This window comes from Flavobacterium sp. 245 (assembly GCF_004362055.1).
GTDB lineage: Bacteria > Bacteroidota > Bacteroidia > Flavobacteriales > Flavobacteriaceae > Flavobacterium.
In genome coordinates, this window is sequence record NZ_SNXB01000011.1 from 149,318 (window position 1) to 166,988 (window position 17,671).

At 34.9% G+C, this 17,671-nt stretch carries 14 protein-coding genes; 10 read left to right on the forward strand and 4 right to left on the reverse strand.

Annotation, left to right across the window (positions count from 1 at the left end; translation table 11 throughout):
• Window positions 1-25 precede the first annotated feature (25 nt).
• Together EV145_RS18825 and topA are read right to left on the reverse strand one after the other, a co-directional pair.
• Window positions 26-1,177, reverse strand: a complete 1,152-nt coding sequence (locus EV145_RS18825) for a formimidoylglutamase (RefSeq protein WP_133526741.1) — start codon at window positions 1,175-1,177, stop codon at window positions 26-28.
• 14 nt (window positions 1,178-1,191) lie between these two features.
• Window positions 1,192-3,708, reverse strand: a complete 2,517-nt coding sequence (gene topA / locus EV145_RS18830) for a type I DNA topoisomerase (RefSeq protein ID WP_133526742.1) — start codon at window positions 3,706-3,708, stop codon at window positions 1,192-1,194.
• A 444-nt stretch (window positions 3,709-4,152) separates the two neighbouring features.
• Here topA and miaB point away from each other — a divergent pair, with 444 nt between their 5' ends.
• The 10 genes from miaB to EV145_RS18880 all read left to right on the forward strand — a co-directional run bounded on the left by miaB (window position 4,153) and on the right by EV145_RS18880 (window position 15,492).
• A complete protein-coding gene (gene miaB, locus EV145_RS18835; protein WP_133526743.1) occupies window positions 4,153-5,598 on the forward strand; it encodes a tRNA (N6-isopentenyl adenosine(37)-C2)-methylthiotransferase MiaB in 1,446 nt (481 codons plus the stop codon).
• Window positions 5,599-5,685: 87 nt separating this feature from the next.
• Window positions 5,686-6,057, forward strand: coding sequence for a GxxExxY protein (locus EV145_RS18840; protein WP_133526744.1), 372 nt, complete (start codon window positions 5,686-5,688; stop codon window positions 6,055-6,057).
• Window positions 6,058-6,116: 59 nt separating this feature from the next.
• Window positions 6,117-7,373, forward strand: coding sequence for a sigma-54 interaction domain-containing protein (locus EV145_RS18845; RefSeq protein ID WP_133526745.1), 1,257 nt, complete (start codon window positions 6,117-6,119; stop codon window positions 7,371-7,373).
• 95 nt (window positions 7,374-7,468) lie between these two features.
• A complete protein-coding gene (locus tag EV145_RS18850; protein WP_133526746.1) occupies window positions 7,469-7,987 on the forward strand; it encodes an LptE family protein in 519 nt (172 codons plus the stop codon).
• A gap of 97 nt (window positions 7,988-8,084) precedes the next feature.
• The gene (locus EV145_RS18855) at window positions 8,085-9,506 is read left to right on the forward strand and encodes a tetratricopeptide repeat protein (RefSeq protein ID WP_133526747.1); all 1,422 of its coding nucleotides are present in this window, start codon (window positions 8,085-8,087) and stop codon (window positions 9,504-9,506) included.
• Between the two features lie 3 nt (window positions 9,507-9,509).
• Complete coding sequence (gene secG / locus EV145_RS18860; protein WP_133526748.1) at window positions 9,510-9,845, forward strand: preprotein translocase subunit SecG; 336 nt, start codon at window positions 9,510-9,512, stop codon at window positions 9,843-9,845.
• Between the two features lie 143 nt (window positions 9,846-9,988).
• Window positions 9,989-10,264 (forward strand): co-chaperone GroES, encoded by a 276-nt coding sequence (groES, locus tag EV145_RS18865; protein ID WP_012023920.1) that lies wholly within the window; start codon window positions 9,989-9,991, stop codon window positions 10,262-10,264.
• A gap of 87 nt (window positions 10,265-10,351) precedes the next feature.
• Window positions 10,352-11,980: a chaperonin GroEL gene (gene groL, locus EV145_RS18870; protein ID WP_133526749.1), complete on the forward strand. Its 1,629-nt coding sequence runs from the start codon at window positions 10,352-10,354 to the stop codon at window positions 11,978-11,980.
• A gap of 402 nt (window positions 11,981-12,382) precedes the next feature.
• The gene (locus EV145_RS18875; protein ID WP_133526750.1) at window positions 12,383-13,582 is read left to right on the forward strand and encodes an ectonucleotide pyrophosphatase/phosphodiesterase; all 1,200 of its coding nucleotides are present in this window, start codon (window positions 12,383-12,385) and stop codon (window positions 13,580-13,582) included.
• Window positions 13,583-13,770: 188 nt separating this feature from the next.
• On the forward strand, window positions 13,771-15,492 hold the full coding sequence (locus EV145_RS18880) for an amidohydrolase (protein ID WP_133526751.1): 1,722 nt from the start codon (window positions 13,771-13,773) through the stop codon (window positions 15,490-15,492).
• A gap of 225 nt (window positions 15,493-15,717) precedes the next feature.
• Here EV145_RS18880 and EV145_RS18885 read toward each other — a convergent pair whose 3' ends face one another.
• On the reverse strand, window positions 15,718-17,247 hold the full coding sequence (locus EV145_RS18885) for a SulP family inorganic anion transporter (RefSeq protein ID WP_133526752.1): 1,530 nt from the start codon (window positions 17,245-17,247) through the stop codon (window positions 15,718-15,720).
• Window positions 17,248-17,306: 59 nt separating this feature from the next.
• On the reverse strand, window positions 17,307-17,519 hold the full coding sequence (locus EV145_RS18890) for a hypothetical protein (protein WP_133526753.1): 213 nt from the start codon (window positions 17,517-17,519) through the stop codon (window positions 17,307-17,309).
• Window positions 17,520-17,671: the final 152 nt, after the last annotated feature.

The window sequence follows — 17,671 nt, forward strand, 5'->3', positions numbered from 1 at the left end:
TTAAGATTTTCATCAAAATTTTCTTTTACAAAGCATTTTTTCGCTGTGCTTTCCACCATCTTTCTGGCAATTCTTGGTTGCAAGCGCATAAATATTCGTCGTAAGAACACGGTAATAACGTATTTCTTTTCAATTTATTGCTTCCATCAGAAACAAACGGAATTTCGATCCACCAACGATCTGTTTTATCACTTTTGTAAAAGATAAGCTCCTCATCTTCTAGAGGAACAATATATTTTAAATAATTTGTTCTGCTACCAAATGGATATTCTTTTGAGCGATAATGATATCCTTCTACGAAATACCAAACAATTTGAGCAATTAGAGCAGCTTCATGCACGGTACTATTGTGATTAAAGATCCCGAATGCCGAAACTTTATCGCTAATTCCTGAATATCTTGCCAGAGAACAAATCTCTTTTCCATTGAAACCATTAGGCTCAAATAAAACTAAATTTCCTGAAGCAGAAGATTTTACAGAATTCAAATCAATACTAACCAAATCAGCATCTCTAAAAACAGGTTCAGCCAATGCGATATTATTTGAAATTTCGCCTAAACGATAAGCATCAAAAAATAGTTTCTCTATCAAATCAATTTCTTCCTGACTATTATAATAGGTCTGATATCCAATATTGCAATAGTTGAAAAGATTATTCGGCTCGTCAATAATTATTTTAGTCAGATATGAATTAGCCGAAACGGATTCATTTTCTTTACCAAAATCAAAACGGTTATCTACTGAAACCAAGTTTACCATTTGCTCAAGATCATCATAAGCGCGATACAAAGCATAGGTTAAATCCTGAGAACCTCCTAGAACTATAGGAATGACTTTATTCTTGATTAATGAAGCCACAACTTTTTTAAGCGCAAAATAAGTATCATCTACTGAGTCGCCCGCCAAGATATCTCCAAGATCAGCAATAGACGCATCCCAGTTGCCTGGAAACATACCGTAAAGCTTCTTGCGAATGGCAGTCAAATTAACTTCATTCACCATATTAATGTTTCGTCTGTCTTCTAAAACACCAATAATGGCTATATTTATTTTGCTTATATCCGGAAATTGATCATGGGTATGCAATACTATTTTACTACCCAATTCTTGAGAAGACAACGAATTGATAAAATTTACAATTCCGTCGTTAACTGGTTCTAGAAAATCAAATTCCATTTATTGTACTTAAATTATTTCTTTTTAGCTGCTGCTTTTTTAGCAGGAGCTTTCTTTGCTGTTGTTGTTTTTTTAGCCGGCGTTTTTTTAGCTGGCGTTTTCGCTGCAATCATTTCCTGAACCTGAGCCAATGTTAATTTTGTTGCATCAACATCTTTACTTAATTCGATTTTGATTTTGCCTTTTGTAATAACAGATCGGCCCCAGCGCGCTTTTTCAACTAAAATTCCTTCTTCTTCCCAATTGTGAAGCACTTTATCAATATTCTTTTGTAATTTATCTTCAATCAATTCCTCAACATCAGCCTGAGATAAATTATCGAAATTGTATTTTTTGCTCACATTCACAAAAAGACCATTCCATTTGATGAACGGACCAAAACGCCCCACACCTTTTTGAACAGCTTCTCCTTTGTAAATAGCAATTGGCGCATCAGCTAATGCTTTTTCATCAATTAGTTCCTGAGCTCTTTCTTTTGAAACACCTAAAGGGTCTTCCCCTCTTGGCAACGAAATAAACACACTTCCATGACGTACATAAGGGCCATAACGACCATTACTTACTTCAACTTCTTCTCCTTTATATTCACCTAAACTTTTTGGAAGCAAAAATAAATTCAAAGCTTCTTCAAGCGTGATATTTCCAATATTTTGATCCGCCATTAAACTGGCAAACTTTTTATCTTCATCGTCTGCTTCTCCAATTTGAGCCATCGGGCCAAATTTTCCTAAACGAACAGAAACTTGTCTTCCGTCAGCATCTTTACCAAGAATTCTTTCACCGCTTTCACGTTCAGCATTTGCCTCAACTTCTTTTACATTTGGATGAAACTGATTGTAAAAATCCTGCATCATTTTTGCCCAGTCAATATTTCCTTCGGCAATTTCGTCGAAATCCTGCTCTACTTTTGCAGTAAAATTGTAATCAAGAATATTTCCGAAGTTTTTAACTAAGAAATCTGTTACGATTGTCCCAATATCTGTTGGAACCAATTTTCCTTTATCAGAACCCGTATTTTCTTTTAAAACTTTCTCCGCAACCTTATTGTCACTTAAAGTAAGCTGTGTATAGTTACGTTCGTGACCTTCAAGCGTTCCTTTTTCAACATAATTTCTATTAATAATAGTTGAAATAGTTGGCGCATAAGTAGAAGGACGTCCAATTCCAAGTTCTTCTAATTTTTTAACTAAAGAAGCCTCCGTGTAACGTGCCGGTGGTCTTGAATATCGTTCTGTAGCTGTAACATAGTTATTAACCAGCTTTTCATTCACTTTTAATGCCGGAAGCATTCCTTCTTGTTCTTCCTCATCATCATCATGCCCTTCTAAATAAACTTTAAGAAAACCTTCAAAAAGCAATACTTCACCAGAAGCTGTAAAAATTTCGCTATGATTATCTGCTTCAATTTTTACGTTTGTTCTTTCAAGTTGCGCGTCGCTCATTTGCGAAGCCAATGTTCTTTTCCAGATCAAATCGTATAAACGAGCCTGATCACGATCGATATTTACAGAATGACGAGACATATCAGTCGGACGAATTGCTTCGTGTGCTTCCTGTGCTCCTTTGCTTTTGTTTGCAAAAGTTCTCGGTTTCGAGAATTCTTTTCCGTACGATTTTATGATTTCAGCTTCAGCTGCGTCCATTGCATCTTTTGAAAGATTCACAGAGTCGGTTCTCATATAAGTAATAAGTCCGGCCTCGTACAAACGCTGTGCTAACTGCATTGTGATTCCAACCGGCAAATACAATTTTCTGGCCGCTTCCTGTTGAAGCGTTGAAGTTGTAAAAGGTGCTGTTGGAGATTTTTTGGTAGGTTTAGTTTCTAAATCAGCTACCTTATATTTAGAACCGATGTTTTTGTTTAAGAAATCTTCGGCTTCTTTTTTAGTATTGAAGTTTTTTGGCAGTTTTGCTTTGAAAGCTTTTCCGGCTTCGTTTACAAATTCAGCAACAATTGAATACGTTGCCACTGCATTAAAGTTTTGAATTTCACGCTCTCTTTCAACAATCAAACGAACTGAAACAGATTGTACACGACCAGCTGAAAGTCCGCCTTTGATTTTTCTCCATAAAACTGGAGATAATTCGTAACCCACTAAACGGTCTAATACTCTTCTCGCCTGTTGTGCATTAACTAAATTATAATCAATTTCTCTTGGATTATCGATTGCTTTAAGAATCGCAGATTTTGTAATCTCGTGAAAAACAATTCGTTTGGTTTTTTTTGAATCTAATTTTAATTCTTCCGCCAAGTGCCATGAAATAGCTTCTCCTTCGCGGTCCTCATCGCTTGCTAACCAAACCATTTCGGCATTTTTAGATAGTGTTTTCAGTTTGCTTACCAAGGCTTTCTTATCCGGAGAAACTTCATATTTAGGTTTAAAACCATTCTCTACATCTACTCCTATTTCCTTTGATGGTAAGTCGGCTATGTGACCATAACTTGACTCCACCTGAAAATCGTTTCCAAGAAATTTCTCGATCGTTTTCGCCTTTGCAGGTGACTCCACTATTACTAAATTCTTTGCCATTGCTCTTATTTTCTGCAACAAAAGTATCTATTTTTTTTAAATATTAACCTTATCAGTGCATTTTTGAGTTATTTTAATATTATGTTTCTCAAAATTGCAGATTTATCTGTATTCCTACCTATTATATATATAGGTGTAACTTTTAGTTGATTATGTTAGCGAAATGTGCTTTTTAGAATCGTCTGCACTAGCCCATTACTTCATCATATTTTTATTTTAATCGGAGTTCAGTGAAATTCATTTGAAGCGAAAAGCTGGAATAGCTACTTATTATTATTTTAGATTTCAAACTTTAGATTTTAGATTCTTCTTACAAACCTTAAAAACTTCTCTTTGTATTACGCTCCAACAATATAAAATCTAAAATTAAATTTGTTAATTCTTTATCTGACATCTTGTCATATTTACATCAATTAACCTATCTTTGCACTTTGAAATTTTACAATGGAAAAGATTATTGAAGAAAGCAAACAAGGCGAAAGTCTTGTTTTAGAAAATAAACCCGAGAATACTAAAAAACTATTTATAGAAAGTTACGGCTGTGCGATGAATTTTTCAGACAGTGAAGTAGTAGCTTCCATTTTGTCTGACGGAGGATATAACACGACTTCGGTTTTAGAAGAGGCTGATTTGGTTTTAGTGAACACTTGTTCTATCCGAGACAAAGCCGAACAAACGATCCGCAAACGTCTGGAAAAATACAACGCTGTAAAACGTATAAATCCAAAAATGAAAGTGGGCGTTTTGGGCTGTATGGCTGAACGTTTGAAAAGTCAGTTTTTAGAAGAAGAAAAAATAGTCGACCTTGTTGTTGGTCCTGATGCTTATAAAGATCTTCCAAATTTATTGGCTGAAGTTGAAGAAGGACGCGATGCTATTAATGTAATTTTATCAAAAGAGGAAACCTACGGAGATATTTCGCCTGTGCGTTTAATGAGCAACGGAATCACAGCTTTGGTTTCGATCACTCGTGGATGCGACAATATGTGTACGTTTTGCGTTGTACCTTTTACACGTGGACGCGAGCGCAGCCGTGAACCGCAAAGCATTATGAACGAAATTCAGGATTTGTGGAATAAAGGTTTCAAGGAAATTACACTTTTAGGACAAAATGTTGACAGTTACCTTTGGTATGGCGGTGGTTTGAAAAAAGATTTCGTAAACGCTTCTGAAATGCAAAAAGCAACTGCAGTTGATTTTGACCAATTGCTTGAAATGGTTGCGGTTGGTTTTCCTAAAATGAGAATTCGTTTTTCAACTTCGAATCCGCAGGATATGCACGAAAGCATTTTGCACGTTATTGCAAAATATCCAAATATCTGCAAACATATTCACTTGCCGGTTCAGTCTGGAAGCAACCGAATTTTGAAAGAAATGAATCGCTTGCACTCTCGCGAAGAATATATGGCTTTGATTGACAAAATCAGAACAATTGTTCCTGATGCTTCGATTTCGCAAGATATGATTGCCGGTTTCCCAACAGAAACTGAACAAGATCATCAAGATACAATGAGTTTGATGGAATATGTAAAATATAATTTCGGTTATATGTATTCGTATTCTGAACGCCCTGGAACTTTGGCAGGAAGAAAAATGGAAGATGATGTTGAAGAAGAAACCAAAGCCAGAAGATTACAGGAAATTGTTGATTTACAACAAAAACACGCTTGGTTTAGAAGCGAAGAATTTGTTGGTAAAACTGTGGAAGTTTTAGTAGAAAAAGTTTCTAAAAAATCAAAAGAAGAATTCTCTGGAAGAAACTCTCAAAGCATAACGGTAGTTTTCCCAAAAGAGAATTATAAAATTGGAGATTTCGTAAACGTAAAAATCACAAGTTGTACTTCTGGAACCTTAAAAGGTGAAGCAGTTGGATTGAGCGAAATGAATTAAAATTGGTTCGCCACGAATTTCACTAATTTACACGAATTTTCTTTCATTTAATTCTTCAATTGATAAATTTGCTTGAAAAAGTAAATTATGGAATTGTATAGAAAAGAAGAGTATTTTAAAATTGTTGGCATTTGTATGGAAATTCATAGAATACTCGGCGGAGGACTTCTTGAAATAGTTTATAAAGATGCACTGGAATATGAATTTAAAAAGCACAATATTCCGTTTGAACGTGAAAAGGAATATAACATTCAATATAAAGACATTGTTCTAGCACATAAATTCTATGCTGATTTTGTTGTGTATGATGAAATCATTTTAGAAGTGAAAGCATCGAAAGATATAATTGATGAACATACAGCTCAAACAATTAATTATTTAAAACTGGCAGATAGTGATTTAGGAATTATTGTTAACTTTAATAAAAAGTCATTACAACATAAAAGAGTTATTCAATAGTGCGATTTCGAAAAAAATTCGTGAAATTCGTGAAATTCGTGGCAAAAGAAAAAAAACAAATGGAAACAGTTCAAGCAATAAAACAGCGATTTGAGATTATTGGAAATGATCCAAAATTAAATCGTGCCATTGAAAAAGCCATTCAGGTTGCTCCTACTGATATTTCGGTTATGGTAACTGGGGAAAGTGGTGTTGGTAAAGAAAATATTCCGAGAATTATTCATTCGCTTTCGCACAGAAAGCACGGAAAATATATTGCCGTAAACTGCGGAGCGATTCCGGAGGGAACAATTGACAGTGAACTTTTTGGACACGAAAAAGGAGCTTTTACAGGAGCTACAAGTACGCGTGAAGGTTATTTTGAAGTAGCTGATGGCGGAACAATATTCCTTGACGAAGTTGGAGAACTGCCTTTAACAACGCAGGTTCGTTTGCTTCGTGTTTTAGAAAATGGCGAGTTTATAAAAGTAGGTTCATCTCAGGTTCAGAAAACCAATGTTCGAATTGTTGCAGCAACTAATGTAAATTTATTCAATGCTATCGAAAAAGGAAAATTCCGTGAGGATTTGTACTATCGTTTAAGCACTGTTGAAATCACTTTGCCACCTTTACGCGAAAGAAATGAAGACATTCATTTATTGTTCAGAAAATTTGTAGCCGATTTTGCTCATAAATATAAAATGCCTCCTTTAAAACTGGATGATGATGCTGTACAGCTTCTTCAAAAATTTAGATGGAGCGGAAATATACGTCAGCTTCGAAATGTGGCCGAACAAATATCTGTTTTAGAAACCAACAGAGATATTACGCTGGCAACACTTCAGTCGTATTTGCCTGCTGAAGGAAGCAATTTGCCTTCGGTAATCAGCGATAAGAAAAAAGAAAGCGATTTTAGTACTGAAAGAGACATTTTATACAAGGTCCTTTTTGATATGAAAAGCGATTTGAACGATCTGAAAAAACTGACTTTGGAATTGATGAAAAATGGCTCATCAAAAGTGCAAGACATTAATCCGAATTTAATTCAGAAGATATACGGAAATCAAGAAAATGACAGCGAAATTGATTTTGAAGAAGAACCAAGAACTGCTGTTATGACTCCGGCAAGCCGAGAAGACAACTATCAGATGCAGGACGACAATTATTTGTTTGCCGAAACCATCGAAGAAGAAGAAATTTTACGTCTAGAACAGAAAGAAATCGAAATGATCAAAAAATCATTAGAAAAAAACAAAGGAAAACGTAAAGCAGCTGCTGATGAGCTAGGTATTTCTGAAAGAACTTTATATAGAAAAATCAAGCAATTTGATTTGTAATTCTTTCAAAGAAGTTAAAACAAAAATATTTTAACCGAAATGAATATCTTTGACCGAGTGTCATTAAATTGACGAAACAATTCTTAAAATAAAAAATGAAATACTTAAAATATATTTTAATTCTTTTTGTAGCCACAACATTTAGCAGTTGCGGCGTTTATAACTTTACAGGAGCAAAACCAGTTGATGCCAAAACATTTCAGGTTAACTTTTTCCAGAACAATGCCGATTTAATCGAGCCTGGAATCGACAGACAATTTACGCTGGCTTTACAGGATATAATCATGAATCAAACCAACTTAAACTTAGTCAGTAATAGTGGCGATTTAGTTTATGAAGGTGAAATTGTAGATTATAGAATAAGTCCTATGACGGCAACAGCTGTGACAGGAACTGGTGATGTAGGAGCCGCACAAAACCGTTTGACTATTCGTGTAAATGTTAGATTCTCAAACAAGAATAAAGAAACAGATGATTTTGAAAAAGTATTTGAATTCTATAATGATTTCCCAGGAGGAGAACTTCCAACTGGATCAGTTTTAAATACAGCAATTCAAACTATTTTTGAAAGAATTACGCAGGATATTTTTAATGAGTCATTGGCTAAATGGTAATTTTTTTGTTTAATTGGTTAATCGGATGATCGTTTAATCGATTAAACAGTTAAACGAATAAACGATTAAACAATAAAAAACGATTAAACAATAAAAAATGAACGTAACCGATTATACATACCTAATAAACAAACCTGATACCGTTACAGAAAAACAGGCCGAAACATTAGGAAGTGTTTTGAATGAATTTCCATATTTTCAAAGTGCACGCGCATTGCGACTAAAAGGACTTTACAAACAAAACAGTTTTAAGTATAATTATGCATTAAAAGTTACGGCCGCGCATACTACAGATCGTTCGGTTTTATTTGATTTTATTACTTCTGAAGAATTTACTCCTATTCAAGGCCACTATTATAATCGCAAACTCAGTGAACTTTTAAATATTACTGTTTTTGATGTTGAAATTGTTTCGGCAGAAGAAAAAAAGAAACTTGCCGAAGTTCGAATTGATCCAATCGAAAAATCAATTTTAGATTCTATTAAAGAAGCAACATCAGTAACTTTTGAGGAACCAGCAAAAATCGAAGAAAAACTGGCTGAACCAATAATTGAAGAATCAGCTGCAGTTTCTGTTGTCGAAGAAACACCAATTGAACCAATAATTGAAGAGCCTGCCCTACTTTCTGTTATAGAAGAAACTCCAATTATTAAGGAACTAAGCCGCACTTTTCTGGAAGACAGATTAGACGATGAAATTCCTGCTGTCAGAATAGATCCAATTGAAAAATCGGTATTTGATGCTATAAAAGAAGCAGAAAATGTAGTTTTTGAAGAAGCTAAAACTGTTGAAAAACCAATCGTTGTTGAAATTCAAAAAGAAGCAATTGCTATTGAAGAAACTGTTGCAACAGAAGAACCGATAGAAATAGAAACTCCAGAATTAGCAATTGCAATTGAAGATAACGCAACAATTACAGAACCAGAAAAAATTGAAATTCCGGAAGCTGTAATCACGCTTCCAGAAACTGAAACACTTCCTGAACCAGAAAAAATTGAAGTCTCTGAAGCGGTAAAAATTGCAGAAGAAAATCTGGAAATTGGAAAACCATTAGATTTTTCTGCAAAAGAGAAGCATTCTTTCCAAGAATGGCTGCAATTAGCAAGAACAGAACCTATTGACAGAACCAAAGAAGCGCCAATGGAAGAAAATCTAACAGGAAATGCGATTGAAAAAGCAGAACAAACATTAGGAACTGTCGCAGAAGAAGAAAAAACGGAAGACGAGAAAAAGAAAAAAGCAGAAATAATTGACCGTTTTATCGAAGCTAATCCAAAAATTTCTCCTATAAAACAAACAGCAATAACAGCTGCAGTTCAGCTTGACATCAATAAAGACGAGAGTTCTTATTTAATGACAGAGACTTTAGCCAGAGTATATTTGGAACAAAAAAAATATACAAAAGCAATTCAAGCATATGAAATATTAATTTTGAAATATCCAGAAAAAATTACTTTCTTTGCAGACCGCATATCGGATATAAAGATTTTACAACAAAATAACAATAACAATAATTAAGTAATGAGCACATTTTCAATTTTTTTAGTTTTAATCACAATAGTTTGTTTTCTATTGATCGTAGTAATCATGGTTCAAAACCCTAAAGGAGGAGGATTATCTTCTACTATCAGCGGAACACAAATGTTAGGCGGTGTACAAAAAACAACTGACTTTTTAGATAAAAGTACTTGGACATTAGCTACTATTTTGATCGTTTTAATTTTACTTTCAAGCTTAAGCTTTACAGGATCATTAAATGATACTGGATCTAAAATTATTGAGAAGACAGAAGCTCCTGCAAATACGCCAGCGGCTCCTACTCAAGGAACTCCTGCTCCTGCAGCACCAGCAAAATAATTATATCTCGATATAAAATCTAATGCCAGCCTGTCAAAGCTGGCATTTTTTTTAAGAAAAAATGTCAGTTTTCAGAGCATGGCATAATTTCTGAAAGTTTATTGAACATTAAAAAACGTATAACTTAATTAATAATATAAATCATGGCATTAAACATTAAACCCCTTTCAGACCGCGTACTTATTGAGCCTGTTGCAGCTGAAACTAAAACTGCCTCAGGTATTTTTATTCCAGATACTGCCAAAGAAAAACCACAAAAAGGAACTGTAGTTGCAGTAGGAAACGGATCTAAAGATCATACTATGACTGTAAAAGTTGGCGATACTGTTCTATATGGCAAATATGCAGGAACAGAATTAAAATTAGAAGGAACTGATTATTTAATTATGCGTGAGGATGATATCCTTGCAATTATCTAAAAAACATATTGTATTAAGTAAGAAGTATTAAGAATTAAGAACTTAATTAACTTGAAACAAATCAAACTTTAAACAAAAATTAAAAAAATGGCAAAAGATATAAAATTTGATATTGAAGCACGTGACGGATTAAAACGTGGTGTTGATGCATTAGCAAATGCTGTAAAAGTAACTCTTGGACCAAAAGGTCGTAACGTAATTATCGGAAAATCATTTGGTGGACCAACTGTTACTAAAGATGGTGTTTCTGTTGCAAAAGAAATCGAATTAAAAGACCCATTAGAAAATATGGGTGCGCAGATGGTGAAAGAAGTAGCTTCAAAAACCAATGATTTAGCGGGTGACGGAACTACAACTGCTACAGTTTTAGCTCAGGCAATCGTTAAAGAAGGTCTTAAAAACGTTGCTGCGGGTGCAAACCCAATGGACTTAAAACGCGGTATCGACAAAGCTGTCGAAGCTATCGTTGCCGACTTAGCAAAACAAGCTAAAGTGGTTGGAAGCGACTCTGATAAAATCAAACAAATTGCTTCTATCTCTGCTAACAATGATGAAGTTATTGGTGAATTAATCGCTACTGCTTTTTCTAAAGTAGGAAAAGAAGGTGTTATCACTGTTGAAGAAGCTAAAGGAACTGATACTTTCGTGGATGTTGTTGAAGGAATGCAGTTTGACAGAGGATACCTTTCTCCTTACTTCGTAACAAATCCAGAGAAAATGGAAGTTGAATTAGACTCTCCATACATCTTATTATACGACAAAAAAGTATCTTCTTTAAAAGAATTACTTCCAGTTTTAGAACCTGTTGCTCAATCAGGAAAACCATTATTGATTATTGCTGAAGATGTTGATGGAGAAGCTCTTTCTACTTTAGTAGTAAACAAATTAAGAGGTGCTCTTAAAATTGCTGCTGTAAAAGCTCCAGGTTTTGGGGACAGAAGAAAAGCAATGTTAGAAGATATCGCAATCTTGACTGGCGGAACTGTAATTTCTGAAGAAAGAGGTTATACTCTTGAAAATACAACTATCGAAATGTTAGGAACTGCAAAAAGAGTTTCTATCGATAAAGACAACACTACTATTGTAAGCGGTGCTGGTGAAGCTGATATCATCAAAAACAGAGTAAACCAAATTAAAGGTCAGATGGAAACTACTACATCTGATTATGATAAAGAAAAATTGCAAGAGCGTTTGGCTAAATTAGCTGGTGGTGTTGCTGTTCTTTACGTTGGTGCTGCTTCTGAAGTTGAAATGAAAGAGAAAAAAGACAGAGTTGATGATGCTTTGCACGCAACTCGTGCGGCTGTTGAAGAAGGAATCGTTGCCGGAGGTGGTGTTGCTTTATTAAGAGCAAAACTTGCTTTAGCTGACTTAAAAGCAGATAACGCTGACGAAGCAACTGGAATTCAGATTGTTTCTCGTGCTGTTGAATCTCCATTAAGAACTATCGTTGAAAACGCTGGTCTTGAAGGTTCTGTTGTTGTGGCTAAAGTGGCTGAAGGTTCTGGTGATTTTGGATACAATGCAAAAACTGACGAATATGTAGATATGCTTAAAGCTGGAATTATCGATCCTAAAAAAGTAACTCGTGTAGCACTTGAAAATGCTGCATCTGTTTCTGGAATGATCCTTACTACAGAATGTGCATTAATTGATATTAAAGAAGAAAGCGCTGGCGGAATGCCAATGGGTGGCGGTATGCCAGGAATGATGTAATCATTCTAACTTCTAAACTATAAAACGTCAAGCAGAAATTTCTGTTTGGCGTTTTTTTTTATTTTTTTTGCCACAGATTGCACAGATTAAAAAGATTTTTTTGCCACGAATCACACTAATTTTCACTAATTTTTTTTCAAAGATTACGCGCAAAACATTCGTGGAAATTAGTGTAATTCGTGGCAAACTTTTTTTAGCCAAAGATCGTAATCCATTTAATCCTTCAATCTGTGGTAACTTTTTACGCAAAGATTATAATCCTTTTAATCCTATAATCTGTGGCATTTATTTTTTCACAAAACAATTCGTGGAAATTAGTGTAATTCCTAGGAAACTTAACATTCTCTTTTTCTTTAAAAAAACTCTTATCTCTACCTTTGCTCTTCTATTTAAAATTGCACAATGAGAAAATTCACCACTGACCTTTTATCTTTTACATTCTTAGTTCTTAGTACTTTTTTACATGCCCAAACCAGTAAAGATACTTACGTCGTTTTAGTTTCTATGGATGGATTTCGCTGGGATTACGGTAAGCAATTCAATCTTCCAAATCTAAAACAGATTGAAAAAGAAGGTGTTCATGCTAAATCAATGAAGCCTTCTTACCCAAGCAAAACTTTTCCAAATCACTATTCAATCGTTACTGGCCTTTATCCAGATCATCACGGAATTATCAATAATGTTTTTTATGATGCCTCTTTAAATGAATCATTTTCATTGTCAAGCAATGCAAAAAATGATTCAAGATTTTATGGCGGAAATCCGATTTGGAATTTAGCCGAACAACAAGGTGTAAAAACGGCTTCATTCTTCTGGCCTGGTTCTGATATTGACAAAAGAAATCCCAGTTACTTTAAAAAATACGATAATAAAATTCCGTATGAAGCACGAATTGATACCGTTTTAAAATGGTTACAGCTTCCAGAAAAACAGCGTCCACATTTGGTTACTTTATATTTTGATGAACCTGATCATACGGGACATAATTATGGTCCGCTTTCGCCAGAAAACAAAAAAATGGTCATCAAAATGGATTCGATTATGGGCGAGTTATCCCGAAAATTAGATCAACTTGCTATTGGAAAACAAATCAATTTGATTATTGTTTCAGATCACGGGATGGCTAACATAAGCGATGATAAAAAAGTGGCTGTTTTAGATTATTTAAAACCAGAATGGCTGGGTTACAAAGATGTAATTAACCCAATTATGAGTCTTCAGGCAAAAGCAGGTTATCAAGATTCAATTGCAGATGCTTTGAAAAAAGTACCTCATATTCATTTTTGGAAATCAACTGAAGTTCCCAAAAGACTTCATTACGGAACCAATCCGCGTGTGCATGATTTTGTTATAGAAGCGGATAAAGGCTGGAGTTTAGTATCCAAAAAATCTCAAAATGTAAAAGGCGGAACGCATGGTTATGACAACAATGAAAAAGACATGCACGCCATTTTTTATGCAAAAGGTCCAAATTTTAAGGTTGATAAAACGGTCAAAACATTCCAGAATGTTTCAGTTTATCCTTTAATAGCGCATATTTTGGGATTAAAAATCGAAGAAGTCGACGGAAAGTTCAGCGAAGTTGAAAATATGTTGAAATAATGTGCCAATAAAACAATTCGACAACAACACGCTAAACGAAAATGCCGGACAGAAAATTCTGTTCGGCTTTTTTTATTCTAAAAAGCAAAACATAATTCATTGAAAATAAACCATTAATGTATTATTATATTTTCTAACTTTAAGAAGTATTGTAAAAATCATTCACTACTTCATTTAAAAAAACACAAATGAGAAAAATCCCTTTCCTTCTATTAATATTAGTTTTAGTGAGTTGTAAAAAAGAAATTACCAATCCGGCTGATTCAATTTATTTTGGAGGCGATATCTTAACTATGGAAGGCGACAAACCAAATTATGCAGAAGCAGTCGCGGTAAAAGATGGTAAGATTCTGTTTGTTGGAACAAAAGCTGAAGCCGAGAAATTTCATGGTGACAAAACTCTAATGAATAATTTACAAGGCAAAATCATCCTTCCGGGTTTTATTGATGCACACGGACATGTTTGGAATGCAGGTTTTCAGGCTGTATCTGCAAATTTACTTCCAGCACCAGATGGAACAGGAAACGATATTTCGACAATCATTTCCCTTTTAAATGAATGGAAAAGTAAAAATTCCAAAGCAGTTGGAAAATATGGCTGGATTGTTGGTTTTGGCTACGATGATGCACAATTAAAAGAAAAATTACCTCCTACTGCCGATGATTTAGACAAAGTTTCAACTACTGTTCCGGTTTTGATTATTCACCAATCTGGCCATTTGGCGGTGATGAACCATAAAGCTTTAGAATTAGCTGGTTACACAGCTGCAACGAAAGATCCTGCAGGCGGTTTTATTAGAAGAAAAGAAGGCTCTCAGGAACCAAATGGAGTTCTCGAAGAAATGGCAATGTTTATACCGCTTTTTAAGATAATGGGAACTCTCGATACTGTTGCAAATGTAAAAATTGCAGAAGCCGGCATCGCAGCCTATACCAAATTCGGATTTACTACTGCTCAGGAAGGCCGTGCAAGTAGTGATGCATGTAATACATGGAAAAAACTAGCCAATGAAGGTAAGCTTTCAATAGATGTCGCTGCATATCCAGATATACAAACTCAAATGGAATATATGAAAGCCAATGGGGTGCAAAAAAACTATACTAATCATTTTAGAATTGCGGGAGTAAAACTTTCTCTCGATGGTTCTCCACAAGGAAAAACGGCTTGGCTTACTAAACCATACAAAATTCCTCCTCCAGGTAAACCCACAACCTATTCAGGATATCCAGCTTTTCCCAAAGAAGAAGACGCTATTTCATTAGTCGATTCGGCGTATGCTAATAACTGGCAGATTTTAGCGCATTGCAATGGCGATGCTGCAATTGATGAATATATAAAAGCTATTCGTAATGCCACTGATTTGTACGGCGGAAAAGACCGAAGATCTGTTGCCATACATGCGCAAACAGTCCGTTTTGATCAATTAGATTCTATGAAAGTTTTAAAAATTATACCTTCTTTTTTTGGGATGCATACATATTATTGGGGCGACTGGCACCGCGATGAAACACTCGGAAAAGAAAGAGCCTATCGCATTTCTCCAGCTGCCACTGCTTTAAAAAAAGGAATGAAATTTACAGAACATCATGACGCTCCTGTCGCGCTTCCTAACAGTATTATGATTTTGTATTCTGTAGTCAATAGAATCAGCAGATCTGGTGATGTAATTGGCCATAAAGAAAGAATTAGTCCTTATAATGCTTTGCAATCTCTTACTTCTTGGGCTGCCTATCAATATTTTGAAGAAAACACCAAAGGTTCTATCAAGAAAGGAAAGCTAGCTGACTTTGTTATTTTGGATAAAAATCCTTTAAAAATCGATCCAAAAAAAATTATTGACATTCAGGTTTTAGAAACCATTAAGGAAGGAAAGACTATTTTTAAATTAGATAATTTGCCAATTAGATAATCAGATAATTTTATTTTGGAATTGTATTTTCTGTAGATATGTACTAAAGTCCATCTACCTCTGACATTCACATAACGTTTAAACAAATAAACCCGACAGGTTTTAAAAACCTATCAGGTTTGTCATATATTATAGGTACACATAATGCGCACTGCAATGTGTCTTTACAGAAAATTGGGATGTCGTAAGTCAATTATCTAATTCTCAAATTGCCACATTTTCTAATCAAGACACCACTTTATAAGTAGGATCTTCAATTACATTTACCTTTATAACAGCATCCGCATTTTTCAGTAACTGCCTGCAATCTTCGCTTAAATGCTGTAACTCTATCTTTTTATTTTCCTGATTGTATTTTTTTGTCAAATTATTCAGTGCTTCAATTGCTGACATATCAGAAACACGGCTTTCTTTAAAATCAATGATTACGTGACTTGGATCATTTTGAATGTCGAATTTCTCCATAAAAGTAGTTATTGATCCAAAAAATAGAGGACCATAAATCTCATAATGTTTTACGCCGTTTTTATCAATAAAATTTCTGGCACGAATTCTTTTGGCGCTTTCCCAGGCGAAAACCAAAGCCGAAATAATGACACCAATTAAAACCGCCAAAGCCAAATTGTGCAATACAATTGTAATTAAAGCAACCAAAATTCCAACAAAAATATCATGTCTCGGCATTTTGTTTATAATCCTGAAACTTGCCCATTCAAAAGTTGTAATTGCGACCATCATCATTACGCCTACCAAAGCTGCCATTGGCAATTTCCCAATAACGGGAGCTCCAAAAAGAATGATTATTAAAATGGTCAAAGATGCAATTATCCCCGAAAGTCTGGCACGCGAGCCTGCTCCTAGATTTACTAAAGTCTGTGCAATCATCGGGCAACCGCCCATTCCGTAGAAGAAACCGTTTAAAATGTTCGAACTTCCTTGTGCAATGCATTCGCGATTACTATTTCCGCGTGTTCCTGTAATTTCATCAACTAAATTCAGTGTCAGCAAACCTTCGGTCAAACCAACAGCTGCAACAATTACTGAATATGGAAATATGATTTTAAAAGTCTCAAAAGAAATCGGAATATTCGGAATATGAAAAGGAGGAAATCCGCCTTGAACAGAAGCAATGTCTTCAACCGTTTTGGTTTCAATATTAAATATAATAACCAAAGCAAAAACAGCCATAATTGCCACTAAAGAAGCCGGAACAGCTTTTGTTATTTTAGGAAAAATCAAAACAATTGCAATCGTCAGCGCGACCAATCCTAACATAATATATAATGGAGTTCCGTGAAGCCAAGAAATCTGGCCGTTGACAATAGTTTTAAACTGTTCCAGCTGCGACATAAAAATCACAACTGCCAGTCCGTTTACAAAACCAAACATTACAGGCTGTGGAACTAATCGAATAAATTTTCCAAGTTTAAAAAGCCCGATACAAATTTGAACCACACCGCCAAGTGCAACGGCAGCAAAAACATATTCTATTCCGTGGGATTTCATCAAGGCAATCAAAACAATTACCGTTGCCCCTGCCCCGCCAGAAATCATTCCCGGTCTTCCACCAAAAATTGCTGTAATCAATCCGGCGATAAAAGCAGCATACAAACCAACCAAAGGCGGAAATCCAGCCAAAATAGCAAACGACAGCGATTCCGGAATCATAGTCATAGCGACAGTTAAACCGGCTAAAATTTCATTTTTATAATTGACTTTTTGAGTAAAATCGAAGAGTTGGAATGCTTTTTTCATAGGACACAAATGTAAAAAATAATACTAGACGAGCCCCAAGCTTTTCTATTCTCTACACTCTATTCCAATCTCACGCATGTATAACCCAGACAATGTACATAATCAATTATATTATCACATTCAAGATCAACACCTTCTACCCTTAATATCTTATCACAGTCCTCCAGATCAAAATTAATTCTATAATCTGGAAACTGGGTCTGAATAACGGCAATAACATAATTTTTATCTGCCTCTTTCTTTACATTTGTTTTAAAAACTTCCACTACCATAATCACCTAGATTTGAGTAATTTAAAGTTAAGAAAAAACTTTCATTCAAACAATTAGAAAATGTGGCAATTAGCTAATTTGACAATTAGATAATAAGCCTCAAAACTATTAACAAAAATCCCGTATAAATACCTGGTGCTCAGTCTCTATTA

Excerpts from the sequence above, each read along its gene's own strand:
- EV145_RS18825 (WP_133526741.1), bottom strand. The coding sequence starts at position 1,177 with ATGGAATTTGATTTTCTAGAACCAGTTAACGACGGAATTGTAAATTTT.
- topA (WP_133526742.1), bottom strand. The coding sequence starts at position 3,708 with ATGGCAAAGAATTTAGTAATAGTGGAGTCACCTGCAAAGGCGAAAACG.
- miaB (WP_133526743.1), top strand. The coding sequence starts at position 4,153 with ATGGAAAAGATTATTGAAGAAAGCAAACAAGGCGAAAGTCTTGTTTTA.
- EV145_RS18840 (WP_133526744.1), top strand. The coding sequence starts at position 5,686 with ATGGAATTGTATAGAAAAGAAGAGTATTTTAAAATTGTTGGCATTTGT.
- EV145_RS18845 (WP_133526745.1), top strand. The coding sequence starts at position 6,117 with ATGGAAACAGTTCAAGCAATAAAACAGCGATTTGAGATTATTGGAAAT.
- EV145_RS18850 (WP_133526746.1), top strand. The coding sequence starts at position 7,469 with ATGAAATACTTAAAATATATTTTAATTCTTTTTGTAGCCACAACATTT.
- EV145_RS18855 (WP_133526747.1), top strand. The coding sequence starts at position 8,085 with ATGAACGTAACCGATTATACATACCTAATAAACAAACCTGATACCGTT.
- secG (WP_133526748.1), top strand. The coding sequence starts at position 9,510 with ATGAGCACATTTTCAATTTTTTTAGTTTTAATCACAATAGTTTGTTTT.
- groES (WP_012023920.1), top strand. The coding sequence starts at position 9,989 with ATGGCATTAAACATTAAACCCCTTTCAGACCGCGTACTTATTGAGCCT.
- groL (WP_133526749.1), top strand. The coding sequence starts at position 10,352 with ATGGCAAAAGATATAAAATTTGATATTGAAGCACGTGACGGATTAAAA.
- EV145_RS18875 (WP_133526750.1), top strand. The coding sequence starts at position 12,383 with ATGAGAAAATTCACCACTGACCTTTTATCTTTTACATTCTTAGTTCTT.
- EV145_RS18880 (WP_133526751.1), top strand. The coding sequence starts at position 13,771 with ATGAGAAAAATCCCTTTCCTTCTATTAATATTAGTTTTAGTGAGTTGT.
- EV145_RS18885 (WP_133526752.1), bottom strand. The coding sequence starts at position 17,247 with ATGAAAAAAGCATTCCAACTCTTCGATTTTACTCAAAAAGTCAATTAT.
- EV145_RS18890 (WP_133526753.1), bottom strand. The coding sequence starts at position 17,519 with ATGGTAGTGGAAGTTTTTAAAACAAATGTAAAGAAAGAGGCAGATAAA.